The organism is Evansella halocellulosilytica (assembly GCF_002335745.1).
Taxonomy (GTDB): domain Bacteria; phylum Bacillota; class Bacilli; order Bacillales; family Salisediminibacteriaceae; genus Bacillus_CA; species Bacillus_CA halocellulosilytica.
On the sequence record NZ_NIST01000001.1, the window covers coordinates 4,910,218 to 4,924,476 of the forward strand.

The 14,259-nt window shown below is 37.2% G+C and carries 12 protein-coding genes; 3 read left to right on the forward strand and 9 right to left on the reverse strand.

The features are described 5' to 3' along the window. Positions 1–64 precede the first annotated feature (64 nt). The 3 genes from CD001_RS23150 to rhaB all read right to left on the reverse strand — a co-directional run bounded on the left by CD001_RS23150 (position 65) and on the right by rhaB (position 4,911). Entirely contained in the window at positions 65–2,158 is a 2,094-nt protein-coding gene (locus CD001_RS23150; RefSeq protein ID WP_257010006.1) for a bifunctional aldolase/short-chain dehydrogenase, read from the reverse strand. A gap of 81 nt (positions 2,159–2,239) precedes the next feature. After that, positions 2,240–3,493 carry an L-rhamnose isomerase gene (gene rhaA, locus CD001_RS23155; RefSeq protein ID WP_096189962.1) on the reverse strand — a complete coding sequence of 418 codons (1,254 nt, stop codon included), beginning with the start codon at positions 3,491–3,493 and terminating at the stop codon, positions 2,240–2,242. Positions 3,494–3,495: 2 nt separating this feature from the next. Next, positions 3,496–4,911 (reverse strand): rhamnulokinase, encoded by a 1,416-nt coding sequence (gene rhaB, locus CD001_RS23160; protein WP_096189963.1) that lies wholly within the window; start codon positions 4,909–4,911, stop codon positions 3,496–3,498. Between the two features lie 269 nt (positions 4,912–5,180). Here rhaB and CD001_RS23165 point away from each other — a divergent pair, with 269 nt between their 5' ends. Both CD001_RS23165 and CD001_RS23170 read left to right on the forward strand, forming a co-directional pair. Then, the gene (locus CD001_RS23165) at positions 5,181–6,149 is read left to right on the forward strand and encodes an AraC family transcriptional regulator (protein WP_096189964.1); all 969 of its coding nucleotides are present in this window, start codon (positions 5,181–5,183) and stop codon (positions 6,147–6,149) included. 107 nt (positions 6,150–6,256) lie between these two features. Continuing rightward, complete coding sequence (locus CD001_RS23170; protein WP_096189965.1) at positions 6,257–7,177, forward strand: PhzF family phenazine biosynthesis protein; 921 nt, start codon at positions 6,257–6,259, stop codon at positions 7,175–7,177. A 332-nt stretch (positions 7,178–7,509) separates the two neighbouring features. Here the strand turns inward: CD001_RS23170 and CD001_RS23175 are convergent, their stop codons facing one another. After that, a complete protein-coding gene (locus CD001_RS23175) occupies positions 7,510–8,040 on the reverse strand; it encodes a TetR/AcrR family transcriptional regulator (RefSeq protein ID WP_257009918.1) in 531 nt (176 codons plus the stop codon). Positions 8,041–8,132: 92 nt separating this feature from the next. Here CD001_RS23175 and CD001_RS23180 point away from each other — a divergent pair, with 92 nt between their 5' ends. After that, positions 8,133–8,480 (forward strand): VOC family protein, encoded by a 348-nt coding sequence (locus CD001_RS23180; protein WP_096189967.1) that lies wholly within the window; start codon positions 8,133–8,135, stop codon positions 8,478–8,480. Between the two features lie 163 nt (positions 8,481–8,643). Here CD001_RS23180 and CD001_RS23185 read toward each other — a convergent pair whose 3' ends face one another. The 5 genes from CD001_RS23185 to CD001_RS23205 are packed head-to-tail and all read right to left on the reverse strand — an operon-like array spanning position 8,644 to position 14,189. Then, positions 8,644–9,570 (reverse strand): phosphoglycerate dehydrogenase, encoded by a 927-nt coding sequence (locus CD001_RS23185; RefSeq protein WP_096189968.1) that lies wholly within the window; start codon positions 9,568–9,570, stop codon positions 8,644–8,646. Between the two features lie 13 nt (positions 9,571–9,583). Continuing rightward, entirely contained in the window at positions 9,584–10,741 is a 1,158-nt protein-coding gene (locus CD001_RS23190) for an iron-containing alcohol dehydrogenase (protein WP_096189969.1), read from the reverse strand. A gap of 36 nt (positions 10,742–10,777) precedes the next feature. Beyond that, positions 10,778–12,139, reverse strand: coding sequence for a hypothetical protein (locus CD001_RS23195; RefSeq protein WP_096189970.1), 1,362 nt, complete (start codon positions 12,137–12,139; stop codon positions 10,778–10,780). After that, entirely contained in the window at positions 12,132–13,628 is a 1,497-nt protein-coding gene (locus tag CD001_RS23200; RefSeq protein ID WP_257009919.1) for a tripartite tricarboxylate transporter permease, read from the reverse strand. Before CD001_RS23200 ends, CD001_RS23195 begins: the two co-directional genes overlap by 8 nt. 18 nt (positions 13,629–13,646) lie before the next feature. Continuing rightward, on the reverse strand, positions 13,647–14,189 hold the full coding sequence (locus CD001_RS23205; RefSeq protein WP_096189972.1) for a tripartite tricarboxylate transporter TctB family protein: 543 nt from the start codon (positions 14,187–14,189) through the stop codon (positions 13,647–13,649). Between the last annotated feature and the right edge of the window lie 70 nt (positions 14,190–14,259).

Below are 14,259 nucleotides of genomic sequence, written 5' to 3' on the forward strand. Positions count from 1 at the left end.
TCCTGTGAAGAAACGTTCTCTTTCACAGGAATTTATTGTTGATTGATAAAACGTTAATACTATTTTAACGTGTAAATGCTGCTGGTACCCCACCATCAACCGTAATCATGCAACCCGTTGTTTTTTCAGCTTTCGAAGAGGAGAAGAAAGCAATGGAATCTGCAATATCTTCAGGAAGAATGTTTACAAGTAATGTCGTACGTTTACGGTAGTGCTCCTCTAGCTGATTCGGCTCGATCCCATAAGCTGCTGCACGCTCATCTCTCCATCGTGACCCCCAAATCGCAGAGCCTTGTAGCACCGCATCTGGTAATACAGAGTTCACACGTATACCATACTCTCCTCCCTCTGCTGCAATGCACCGGGCTAAATGAGTTTCCAATGCTTTAACAGAGCTATATGCAGCTGCATTTTTCCCCGCATAAATAGAATTTTTCGACCCTACGAATACCATGCTTCCCCCCATTGCTTGTGCCTTCATTTGTTTAAATGCTTCTCGAGCTACTAAGAAATATCCAGTGCCGAGAACATTCATGTTAAGATTCCACTCTTTCAACGTCGTTTCATCGATTGAATTGGAAGTTGCTAGACCTGCATTATTTACGATAATGTCTATCCCGCCATAAGTTAATGCAGATGCTCTAAATGCAGCTTGAACCTGCTCCTCACTAGTAACGTCCATTTTTATCGCTAATACGCGATCTGCTCCATATTCTTCCCTTATTTCATCAGCTATTTTTTCAGCACCTTCTAAGTTTAAGTCCGCTAAAACGACATGCGCACCTTCTGAAACAAATTTCCTGGCAGTGGCACTTCCAATTCCCCCTGCACCACCTGTTATAAAAGCAACCTTTCTAGAAAACTCAGCTTCGGGTGGAGCAAGAGACAATTTATATAGTTCTAGTGGCCAATACTCAATGTTATAGGATTCGTTTTCATTTAAAGATACAAAGTTCCCAAGTGCAGTAGATCCTTTCATCACTGAGATCGCCCGGGTATATAGAGCTCCACTAACCTTTGCCATCGTGACGTTTTTACCAGAGTTCACCATTCCAATACCAGGGATTAAGATCACTCGCGGAGCAGGCTCCATCATCTGGTCCCCTTCATTTTTATTACGTTCAAAATAAGCTTTATACTTTTCCTTAAAGCTCTCCACTCCGGTTTTGATTGCTGTTATTAACTGATCTACGTCTTTTGTTTTAGGGTCCCAGTCGATGAAAAGAGGGACTCGTTTTGTGTGAACTAAATGATCTGGACAAGCTGCCCCAACTTGGGAAAGTTCTAAAGCATCATGACTGTTCACAAACTCGAGTATATGATCTTCACTATTATAGGTTAATAGCATCTCCCTATCGCCACTAACTGCACCGCGAATAACAGGTAATACTTGTGACAAAATGTCCTTTTGTTCTTCAGACGGTAGCGATTGATACTTTTGCCCGCCAAATACGGTCTCGTTATCTATTTTATGGTTAATATAGGCTTCTGCTTCATTAATAACTGAGATCGTTTTATCATAACTCTCTTTAGCTGTATCTCCCCATACAACTAATCCGTGTTTTTCCATTAACACGAGTTCCGCATTCGGATTATTTTGAACTCCCTCTGCAATCATCTTAGAAAGGGTGAATCCTGGGCGGATATATGGTACCCAAACAAAACGGTTACCAAAGATTTCTTCTGCTAATTGTTTTCCATTATCTGCACAGCAAAGACTAATAATTGCATCTGGATGAGTATGGTCGACATGCTTAAATGGTAAAAAGGCATGCAAGAGTGTTTCAATGGATGCTCTCGGATGTTTACTATTAATCATACAATGTGATAAGTATTCGACCATTTCTTCATCTGACATTTCATCCCGTTCCATTAACGGACGGATATCATCCATTTTTAAACCAGTAAAGTTATGGTGTTTCATTGTGGCTAAATCGGATCCGCTTCCTTTTACCCACATGACTTCAATATCACGACCTCTAAAATCTTCTTCGATTGTTTTCATCGACGTATTACCACCACCCCAGTTACAAACAGCTCGATCTGATCCAATTAAATTTGAGCGGTATACGAGTTCATCTAACCCCGTTTGCAAATCTGTTGCTTCTTGTTTATCCCATAAATTTTTTACCATAACTACCTCCGTTTTAGTTTGAATATTTTTGTTTATTTCTGTTTTTTTACCTTATCATAGTTTTGTTTACATTTGAATAATTCTGCATTTTGATTTTTCAGACTTTTACCGTTTCAATAATACTTCTTCTTCATAATTTTTCACTTCCTCTAACCACGTTTCTTTCACTGGCACTCCCATTTGCTCGCAATAATAATCCCATATAGCTCCGAATGGATATGTTTTAAATTCTTCGATTAGCGCTAACCTTTCTGTGAAATTCCCCTCTTCTTGTAACTGTTTTAGTTTCTCGTTTGGCATGAGTAACCCATATAGTAACGACTTAATCATATTTCTTGTACCTATCGTCCATGCTGCAATACGATTGATGCTAGCATCAAAAAAATCTAATCCAATGATGACTCTATTTAACGCATCGTTTCTCACGATTTCTAATGCAATTTCTTTTAACTCGTCATCTAAAATAACGACGTGGTCACTATCCCATCGAACGGGTCTTGAAACATGTAATGCTAGTTTTTCACTAAATAACAGCATAGATGAAATTTTATTTGAAACGGTCTCTGTCGGATGGTAATGTCCTGTATCAAGCAAACATAGTTTATTTTTTTCCAATGCATAATTTAAGTAAAATTCGTGTGAACCAACTACATAGGCTTCAGAACCGATTCCAAATACTTTACTTTCCACGGCATCCAAGTTATATTTTTCATCTATTTTTTCTGTGAAAATTTCATCTAACGCTTCCTTCAGACGTTTTCTTGGAGTTAAGCGATCACTCGGAATATCCTTGTAGCCATCTGGTATCCATACGTTAGTTAAACTTGGTGTTCCAAGTTCTTTACCAAAATACTCTCCAATTTTACGGCTAACTTTACAGTGCTCAATCCAGAATTTACGAATCTTTTCATCAGGATGAGATAACGTTAATCCATCAGCTGCTTTTTCATGGGAAAAAAGGGTCGGATTAAAATCAAGACCTAGCTCATTTTCCTTAGCCCACTTCACCCAGTTTTCAAAGTGCTTAGGCTTCAGTTCGTCCCTTTCCACCTCTACACCATTTGTTTCTGCATAGATAGCATGTAAGTTTACACGATGTTTCCCAGGGATTAGGGAAAGTGCTTTTTCGAGGTCCATTCGCAGCTGCTCTGGAGTTTTTGATTTACCCGGATAATCTCCGGTTACATCAATTCCTCCAGATAGCTCCCGTTGGTTCACTTCAAACCCTGTCACATCATCGCCTTGCCAACAATGAATGGAAATAGAGACTTTTTTTAATATTTCTAACGCTTGTTCAACTTCAATCCCCCACTTTTCATAATCTAATTTTGCCGCTTCAAAATTTGCTTTTACTGACATCGTTATCTCTCCTCTACTAAACTCGTATATTTTTTCACATCAAAAGATTCCTTTATTATTGTACGTGCGTCACGAATGTTGTTTAATTCTCCTAAAGTCATGAGCTGGGCGACGATATTTCCAATTGCAGTTGCCTCAACTGGTCCTGCGTACACAGCTTTATTTGTTTTTTCAGCAATAAGTTGGTTTAACAATTCATTTTGACTGCCACCTCCGATAACATTGACACGATCAAATTTTTTCTCATAGATTTCTTCTATTTGATTAATCGCAGATTGATAGCTAATAACTAAACTGTCAAAAATACACTTTGCAATTTCACTTGGGGTTTGTGGTATTTCCTGAGAGGTTTCACTGCAGAATTGTTGAATCTCCTCAATCATATTTGCTGGCTTAAGGAACCTTTCATCGTCCACATTTACTGTGGAAGTAAACTCCGGAGCTTCATGAGATAGGTTCACTAATTCTTCATAGGAGTACTGATCTTCCAAGTTTCGTTTCACTTCTTGAATCATCCATAGACCCATAATATTTTTTAAAAAACGATAACGGCAATCAATGCCTCCTTCATTTGTAAAGTTATAATCAAGTGCCTTTGTTATACAGATGGGAAAATGATTTTCTACGCCAATGAGTGACCATGTGCCAGAGCTTAAATAGATCGTCCCTTCCGTTTCTGGGATGGAAATGACTGCAGACGCAGTATCGTGTGTTGCGGGAAGAACGACGTTAATATTAAAACCAATTTCATTTACAATTTCTTGTTTTACGTCTCCTAATACTGTTTTTGGAAATTTAATGTCCTGGAACATCCGTTTATTGATACCTAACTTATCCAATAATTGTTGGTCCCACTTTTTTGTAAAAGCATTGACTAATTGAGTGGAAGTTGCATTCGTATACTCATTCACTTTTACTCCAGTTAGTAAGTAGTTAAGATAATCTGGAATCATTAAAAAAGTTTTTGCCTTTTCTAATATTTCTGGATTATTTTTCTTGATGGAATAAAGCTGATAAAGAGTATTAAACTTTTGAAATTGAATCCCAGTCTCCAAATATAAGCGTTCCTTTGAGATAATCGTAAATACCTCCTCCATTATCCCATCGGTTCTAGGGTCACGATATGCCACTGCGTCTGTTAATAAGTTGTCATTTTCATCTAATAATACAAAGTCAACTGCCCACGTATCGATACCGATACTATCTGGTTGAATCCCTATGTCATGACATTTCTTCAAACCCGTTTTTATTTCTTCAAAAAGTTTATCCATCTCCCAACAAAAGTTTTCTCCATTATGAATCATTTTGTTTTCAAACCGATGGATTTCCTGAAACGTTATTTTCTCTTCCTCTATTAATCCATGGATCATTCTTCCTCCTGATGCACCTATATCTACTGCTATACTAGATTTACCCATTTTCTCACCCTCTCTAGAAAGCGCTTACTTAATTTAATAATATCGTGGAGGTATATTAAAATATATAACTTGATTCGCCTATTTATTGTCCTTATTTGCAAGCCGATGTAGCATTTATAAATTCCATATTCATCCAGGTGCCAGGCACCTGGATGAATATGGATATAACAAACTTGCTGATGGTGGAACCAAGTTAACAACGATGTTCTTTGTTATAATAAAAGAGTGCTAAAAATCGAAATATTCAATTTAATAAACGAGGTGGTTTGATGACTTTTCAAATTCTACACGAACTAATGGAAATAACGGAGGAAGAACAAACAATCTTGGAACATAAACAGGAAGTTTCGAAGGAATTGTATACTAGTCAAACCCCATTCATCATTGAAAGTGATAAGTTTTTAAGTAATGAAAAGAAGATCATGATCAGGAAGCACACTAGATTTGTTGATTTTCCAAAGCATAGACACGATTACATTGAAATCAATTATGTTCTTAACGGACAGTTAAAACAGAAAGTCGGAGAAACTGAAATCACGTTAAAACAAGGTGAATTATTATTTTTAAATCAACATATTGAGCATGAGATAGAAGCGTGTGAAAAAGAAGATATCATATTAAATTTCATTGTTCACCCAGACTTTTTAAAATTCATCTTTTCTTTTCTCTCAACGGAAAACATGGTCAGTGATTTTCTATTAAATAGTTTGTACTACAATACGCATAATGGTGAATATTTGTATTTTAAAGTTTCTAGTGTAATCGAAATTCAAGAAATATTAGAGAAGATGATTTTAGAGTTGTTTCATCATAATCTATTGTCTGATTCCACGGTGAAATTATATATGGGGCTCCTCCTAATACAACTAATTAAGCATTCGGATAAACTTATCCAAAGGGAAAATACTCCTTTTGAAAAGAACTTTGTCATAACATGCTTAAAATATATAGATGAGCACTATCAGGATGCTTCCTTAAACGTATTAGCCGACCGTTTGAATCAGCCAATATATGCAGTAAGTAAAAATATTAAAAAAGCAACGAATCAAACTTTTAAAGAGCTCCTTCAAGAAAAAAGACTAACGAAAGCAAAGGAACTGTTGGAGACCACTCAACTTTCCATCGGTGAGGTCGCAGTACAAGTTGGTTACGACAATATAAGTTACTTTTATCGGATTTTTAAAGGAAAGTACGGACAAACACCGAAGCAGTTAAGAAATAAACTTGCAAGTAAATAAGTAGATTTATGTACTTACCTTACGAAATGATTGTTCGAATTTGCCATTCACACGCTTGAAGAGGAGATTTTTTCGAAAAAATCTTAATTCACAAGGAGATGAAAATAATGACAAAATATTCTTATTCACTTGTCGACGTCTTTACAGATCGGCTGTTCGGGGGAAATCAGCTTGCTGTACTTCCAAATGCCGAGGGCTTATCTGATCAGCTGATGCAGAAAATTGCAGCTGAGTTAAACCTTTCTGAAACAGCCTTCGTTTTTCAAGCTACAAACCCTGAAAATCATAACAGAGTACGTTTTTTCACACCTCAAACAGAATTACCGATGGCTGGACACCCAACTATCGGTACAGCTTATGTTCTAACTTCTAATGCAATCATTAAAACAAAACAAGGAGCAAATCAGTTAGTGTTTGAAGAAGGAGTAGGGAATATAATAGTAACGGTTCATAATGAAAACAATGAAATAAAACACATTGAGATGAACCAACCACTCCCAAAGTTTGGAGACTATTTTTCTCGTATCGATTCCGCTGCTGAACTTCTTTCTTTAAACCAAACTGATATTGACACTCGTTTCCCGATTCAGAGCGTTTCAACTGGAGTCCCTTTTTTATTTATTCCTGTGAAATCAACACGAACGATGAAGGACATCAACTTCAATAGTGAGATTTGGAAAAAAATGTTTCGGCACAATGAGTATACAAAACATATTTTCGTATTTTCCACAGATAAAGCAAACGAAGAGTCAATCGTTCGCAGTCGTATGTTTGCACCTGCAATGGGCATTGCCGAAGATCCTGCAACAGGTGCCGCAAGTGGTCCACTCGGTGCGTATCTCGTCGAACACGGGATTGTGACTACTCAGCAAAATGGAAATTATAAAATAAGAAGCGAGCAAGGTGTTGAAATGGGTAGACCGAGTTTTATAGATATCACAGTCGTTAAACAAGAAGATCATTATAAAGAAATAAAAATAGGCGGTACGGTCGTGGAAGTCGGGAATGGTTCATTATCAATTCCATGATTATGAATAACTTTTCCGATTGATATCGGACCAAACTTCAATTGTTGATGATTTCCCCCTTCGATGCATTCTCTTCTTCGATTGATCTTGCAGAGGAAGAAGCACAGAATACCTTCCATCTATTTACTATAAAAGAGATCTCACGATTACAACCCTTAAAGGTTTATTTTCACACAGGCTAAGCCTGTGGTTTAAGAAGAATGTAATAAAGGGGGGAATAAGTTCCCCTCCTCATCGGAGTGACATGATTAATACTAGTAACGGTAGAGCATAACGAGTTCAAACTGCTGACTTTATGGCTTCTAATTTGTGCTCTTCAAATAATTTAGTTTTTATAACAACCTCTGCAGAGCCGCCCTCACCTTCTCTTTTTCAGATGTTCCATGAATCACCTGCCGTACAGCAGATTTAATTGCTTCCAACAAAATAATTCCAAGTTCGTATGGATTTTCTTCTCCTATTTCCTTCGCTATGTCACCGAGAAATTTTTCAATAGGATCATGTTGATTACGTGGATCAGGCTCTGTGAACAACTTCCCGACACCGGTACGAAGAACACCATCAAACACAGCTGTACACGCAACTGAAAGAACCTTCTCGTTTGAATGGCTTTCAACTGCTGCTTCGACCCTGTCAATGATCCTCATGGTGATGTCATCACGAATTAGTCCATAAAAGGATCCTTTAGATTTGAAGTGGTGATATAAAGCCCCCACTGTCACACCAGCTTCTTTTGCTATTTCCTCAACTTCAACGTCAACATAGTATTGTTTACTGAACTGATTCAAACCAGCTTGAATCAATTTATGTCTCGTTGAACCTGGTATTGGTATATCATTATGGAGTCTCATGCTGTTTTCCATTCCTTTCTAATTTTCCAGTTGACACCAAAACATAATTTGATTATGTTTATAGTAACACAATTATGTTACTATGATAAGGAGATGATTGTATTATGGTTGGAAAACTTATTTTTTTCTACATGCCTGTCGATGATATTGCCCAAGCAAAGAAATTTTATCGTGACACACTGGGGTTAAATGAATCTTGGCGTGAAGGGGATTTGACAGTCGCATTCAAACTACCTGAATCAGACTTGGAATTAATGGTTGACGAAACAACGGATTCAAACGGGCCTGGTCCTATCTTTTTAGTCCCTTCTGTTCGACATATTTATTCAACCATGAATGAGGAGATTAAGTTTTCTGGGGAACCTGGTGAAACACCTGATGGACTATGGTTAAGTGGGATTGACCATTCTGGAAATGCTATTTATTTCACGGATGAAAGTGGTACAAAGTAAGGTCTTATTCAAAATAAAAATTAAAACAGTTAGCTCCCAAGCCAATGAATAAGTGGTATACTCTTAATTTCCGAAAAAGAAACAGGGCTCCTTATTGGGACCCTGTTTCTTTTCAAAACCTCACGCATCTTGACTATTGAACCTCATCTTCTAATTGCGAGATTTAAACCGGATTTATTGTTTTTCCATCAAGAAGGTAGCTGATCATATTATGAGCCGCTTTTTCACTTACTAGCGCTCCCGCTTCAATGGTATATGCTGCTATATGTGGAGTAATAACAACATTATCGAGTCCTCTTAATGGCGAAGTTTGAGACAATGGTTCCTTTTCAAATACATCTAATCCGCATCCTGCGATTTCACCATCCACAAGCGCTTCATAAAGGTCCTCTTCCTTAATTAACGGACCTCTCGCTGTATTAATTAAGATGGCACTCTTTTTCATTTTTCTGAGCACATCCCGATTAATCATATGTTTTGTGGAATCTATTAATGGAGCATGAAGACTAATATAATCTGCTGATTCCCATATTTCATCTAAACTTGAACGCGTGACACCTATTTTCTTTTCTTCTTCACTTCTATCACTTACATCATATCCCAACACATTCATCGAAAAACCTTTTCCTCTTCTGGCAACACTTTTTCCAATCGCACCTAGACCAATGATACCTAAAGTCTTCCCCCAAACACTTCTTCCATCATATCTCTGCCATTCTCCGGTGTTCATCGTTTGATAAGCTTGTGGGATCATTCTTGCTGTACTAAGCATTAGTCCAAATGCCATATCTGCAACAGCATCATTGTTCGTTCCTGGTGTATTCGTACAAACAATGCCTCGCTTCTTTGCATAGTCGAGATCGATATTGTCTACGCCAACACCATGCTTTGCAACGATTTTTAGCCTTTTCGCTAAATCTAACTCTTCTTTACCAACTGACTCTAATCCAACAATCCAGCCATCTATATCATTGAGGTCGCTTTTATTAAATGGGATCGAGCGAACAACCTCAATTCCTCGAGATTCTAACTCTTGAAAAATAGCTGGATTAAATTTCCCAAAGCTAGGAGATGTCACAAGTACCTTCATAATTTTTCACCCTTTATAATAACTTCAAGTAAACCTCTTTTATATCTTCTACACTTAATTCTTTAGGATTATTATCCATTAAGCGAGTGACCTTTGATGCTGCAATTGCAAGTTCTTCAACGTTCTCATCTGTTATACCAAAATTAGATAAGTCTTGTGGGATATTTAATTCTGCCGTCCACCTTTTTATTTCATTGATTAATGTTCTTGCACCTAATGCCACATCATCTTCTTGTTTTGCAAGATTCAATTCAACCGCAATCTTTGCCATACGCTCTTCAATCACATCCAAGTTCTTTTCCGTGACATGTGGTAATAACATAGAATTTGCTTCTCCATGGGGAATATGATATTTCCCTCCGAGAGGATATGCTAATGCATGAACAGCTGCAGTACCCGCTGCCGTTAACGCCATCCCGCCATATGTGGATGCAAGTAACATATTCTCCCTCGCTTCAATGTTAGAAGGTTCTTGATATGCTTTTAGGATCGATTTTGCAATAAGTTTCATAGATTCTATAGCGAATAAGTCACTAATCGGATTCGCTTTATTAGAAATGTAAGATTCAAAGGAATGAGTAAATGCATCCATTCCAGTTGCAGCAGTAATCGGTTTGGGGAGGCTGAGTGTTAATAAAGGATCAAGGATGACGTAGTTTGGTAATAAATGTTTACTTACCACTCCTACTTTTAATTCTTCATCCGGGAGAGTTACAATAGCATTTGGCGTAACTTCTGCTCCTGTTCCAGAAGTCGTAGGAATTAAAACTGTTGGCAAGCCTCTTTCTTTGACATTCCCGATCCCCAATAGGTCCCTTACATTTACTTCCTTATTAAACATCACAGCGAGTAGTTTCGTGACATCTAATACACTGCCTCCCCCTATTCCAATAACAAGATCATAGTTTTTTGCTCGATATATTGAAGAGAGTTCCTCAATATGGCCAATAGTAGGCTCAGGTTGAACAGAATCTAGAATATCAACGTTTATATTTTGCTCATTCAATTCTTTTTCAAGTACCTTTAATTGGTCAAAAGAGCGAAGAAAATTCGATGTAACGATTAACACTCGATTAACGGCTGCAACTTCCTCTATCAATGAAGGTAGCTTTTCAATTGACCTTTGACCAAAGATCAATTGATCGGCAGTTTGAAATTGACTCAAATTCATCGTTTCATCTCCCCTTAAATAATTTCATTTCAAAAATTATAGCATTGCTATTAAAGTGAATATTGTGAGGATACCAAGCAAGAAAAAAACGACAAATCTCATTTGAAACTTGGCAATCTCTCCACTTGAATATTCATTAAATATAGACTGTACCATTAGATTTAACCCACTATAAGGGCTGGCTAGCATTCCGCAAATAAATCCAATCATAAGTAAACTTCCTAATAAATCCGGCCGTAAAAAATAGTCCAAATTCGTAAAGACTTCTAAGAATAACACAAGTATGACAAATTGATGGACGCCTACTTGTGACAGTAAAATCATACATACAACAATCAAAGCCATCACTAAGAAAATCGGCAAAGCATTTGTTATTTGTTGAACGAAACTAAGTGAGTTGCTCGTTTCTAAATACAAATTTAATGTAAAGATAAACCAGCCTGCGATCAGTATTACTGAAAATTGCTGAAAGTAACTTGTCACACCTTTAATTTGAGAAATAACATCCTTTTTCCACTGCTTATATTGTCCAGAAAAGCTACTCCACAGAGCAGTATAAGGGATAATGACAAACAAGATCACTTCCATCATGTTCATATCTGTCACCGAATCAATAAAAACTAAAATAGCGACAAACATAATAAAGGGGATGAAAATAGCCATGATCTGTTTGAATATCATTTTCGTTTCGATTTTCTCTTGACTTGACTCTTCATTCCTCTCATCTACCACTCCTTTGTACCGCTTCACAAGTACATAAGATAAAACAAAGGCAAAAACGACAACACCCAATTGTACCTTTAAAAGCTCAATGTAACTGACCCCAACATAACTTACCGTAATCGTAATCGCTGCCCCTACAGGGGTTATTAGCATTGCTAGTGCAAATGAACGATTTTGTATTTGGACCAATCGATCTTGATGCAAGTCAGAAACATCGTTTCTAAATATCTTCGAATTAAGTGGAACGCTCGACAAGTTGATCATCAAGCTCATAATGAACGTAAAATACTCCGAAAGAGTGAGAGTGGAGACTTTTGCTCTCATTTTTTCTAATACAGCGTGAACCGACGGCAAATATTTATGAATCGGAGAAGAGATTAATGGTACAAATAAAATAAATAACAATAAATCTACCATTGTTGTAATGCCGTAAAAGGACTCTATAAAATGAATTTCCGAAACATAAATGAGAAACATAACGGACACAAAGAAGATGATATTTAGTACAATCGCTCCCCTTATCGCATGCCTTAATGAAAGAAGATAGATTCCAACTGTCAAAAATAACAAACAAGTAGTGATAGGTTCATAAGGTAATAAAACATCCAGTACATATGTGACAAGTAACACTAAGACAAACCAATAAGTGCCTTTACTCACAATCCAATTAAACATTGGCCTTCTTTAAATAACCTTTCTTCTTTGATCGAGTGATAAAGTACACAGTAAGAACTGTCAAAATAAAGAAAAATAACGCAATTGGTCGTGTAAAGAATGGTGTAATATCACCACCACTTTGGATGAGACCCGTACGAACATACTGTTCAAAGCTAAACCCTAGTAATAAGGTGATCACTAATGGCAGTGCTGAGAAGTTCCATTTATGCATGAAATATCCTAACACTCCGAATATCGCCATAATCCATACATCCGAGATCCGATACCCGATATTGTAGCTCCCTGCAATACTCATAACCATGACAATTGGTAATAAATAAACCTTTTTTATTGCTAATAGTTTCGGAAAAATTCTTGCTCCGATTGTTACCATAAAAGTAAACATCACAATGACCGCAATAAAGAAAGCAACAAACAAACCTACGAGAAATTCAGGTTGGTTCACAAATAATAGCGGTCCTGGTTGTAGACCGTGCATTTGTAATCCACCTAATAGAAGAGCAGTAACACCGTCACCTGGAATCCCTAATACTAATAACGGGATTAAAGCACCACCAATAACTGCGTTATTGGCAGTTTCAGAACTCACGACTCCTTGGACATTACCTTTTCCAAATGAAGAAGGATTCTTATCAGCTTTTTTCGCTTGATCATAAGCAACAAAGGTTGCCAATGAAGATCCAATACCTGGTAAAATACCAATCATCGTTCCTATAACACCTGAACGAATAAAGTTAACAAAGGAGTCTTTGATTTCTTTTATTTTAGGCAACACCTTCACATTTTTACTTTTTGGTATAATAGGCTGGTTAAAATCTGACTCTAATTCAATGAATACACGAGAAACAACAAATAATCCGATCATTGCCGGAACTGCTTCTATACCGTTTCTTAAAAAATCAATTCCAGTTGGGTTTCGATCCATCGCATTAATAGGATCATATCCCCATGTTGCTATTAGGAGTCCTAAAACCGTCATCAACAAACTTTTGTAAAAACTCCCTGTAAGTCCAGCAACCGTTACAAATGCAAAAATCATAACCATTGCATACTCATAAGCCGTGAACGATAACGCAATAGTAGCGAGCTGAGGTGCAAGTAAAATAAGGAAAAACAGGGAGATAAGCGCTCCTATTAAATTTGATACAGCCCCCATTCCTAATGCTTTAGAGCCTTGCCCTTTCTTTGCCATCGGATAACCATCAAACACAGTCGTCACTGAAGATGGAGTACCTGGCATACCGATTAAAATAGCGGCAACTACTCCCCCGGAGATGCCTCCAATATAGGCTGCTAACAATGTAGACAAGCCCGTTACCGGCTCCATCCCAAACGTTAATGGGAGGAGGATGACTACTGCTAGCGTAGCTGTTAAGCCTGGAATCGCTCCAAAAACCACACCTAGTATCGTCCCTATAGCTATATAGATTATGGCTGAGCTTGTTACAATATCTCCAAAAGCAGAAAGATAACTTTGAAAATCCACATCCATTTCCTCCCAAAATCAGAATAACCAAGCATTAGGCAAGTACACACTGATCAAGTCAAACAAAAAGTATAAAATGACATTTAAAACAACACTAAAAGTAAAAGAGTTCAAAATTTTACCCCGATCAAACCGATAAACCATCCATGTGAAAAGAAAGACAAACACAAAAGATGTAACAAAAAAACCAACGTAAGCAAATCCATAGGCAAATAGAACGACGAGTATCATGGCAATATAAATTCGATACTTATCTACAATCAACGTAAGTTTACTTCGACTCTCACTTGGTGTGACTACTTCATCTTCCTTCTCAATCTCAGGCACTTCCATTGTTTCTTCAGCTTCTCGTATGACCTCGTTCGACTGCTTCGAACCAATCTTTTCTTTTACTATAGAAGCAACAGCTAATCCTATTAATAGAATAGACAAGACAATGACATATTCACGCTGGTTCAACACGTCTCCTTGAAAACCACGAACACTGATTTGAAAGGCTGTAATGAAAAAGAAGAGTCCAAGAAGAATCATGACTATTTGAATAGAATATTTCCCTCTCATAACCATCATCCTTAGTATTGTGATGACTTGAATAATCATGTAACTATCATTTGTAGCCCCAAGTGAGGTT

Bases quoted from the DNA above. Each gene is read 5' to 3' on its own strand.
- rhaA (WP_096189962.1), bottom strand. From the start codon at position 3,493: ATGTCAGTAAAAGCAAATTTTGAAGCGGCAAAATTAGATTATGAAAAG.
- rhaB (WP_096189963.1), bottom strand. From the start codon at position 4,911: ATGGGTAAATCTAGTATAGCAGTAGATATAGGTGCATCAGGAGGAAGA.
- CD001_RS23165 (WP_096189964.1), top strand. From the start codon at position 5,181: ATGACTTTTCAAATTCTACACGAACTAATGGAAATAACGGAGGAAGAA.
- CD001_RS23170 (WP_096189965.1), top strand. From the start codon at position 6,257: ATGACAAAATATTCTTATTCACTTGTCGACGTCTTTACAGATCGGCTG.
- CD001_RS23175 (WP_257009918.1), bottom strand. From the start codon at position 8,040: ATGGAAAACAGCATGAGACTCCATAATGATATACCAATACCAGGTTCA.
- CD001_RS23180 (WP_096189967.1), top strand. From the start codon at position 8,133: ATGGTTGGAAAACTTATTTTTTTCTACATGCCTGTCGATGATATTGCC.
- CD001_RS23185 (WP_096189968.1), bottom strand. From the start codon at position 9,570: ATGAAGGTACTTGTGACATCTCCTAGCTTTGGGAAATTTAATCCAGCT.
- CD001_RS23190 (WP_096189969.1), bottom strand. From the start codon at position 10,741: ATGAATTTGAGTCAATTTCAAACTGCCGATCAATTGATCTTTGGTCAA.
- CD001_RS23195 (WP_096189970.1), bottom strand. From the start codon at position 12,139: ATGTTTAATTGGATTGTGAGTAAAGGCACTTATTGGTTTGTCTTAGTG.
- CD001_RS23205 (WP_096189972.1), bottom strand. From the start codon at position 14,189: ATGAGAGGGAAATATTCTATTCAAATAGTCATGATTCTTCTTGGACTC.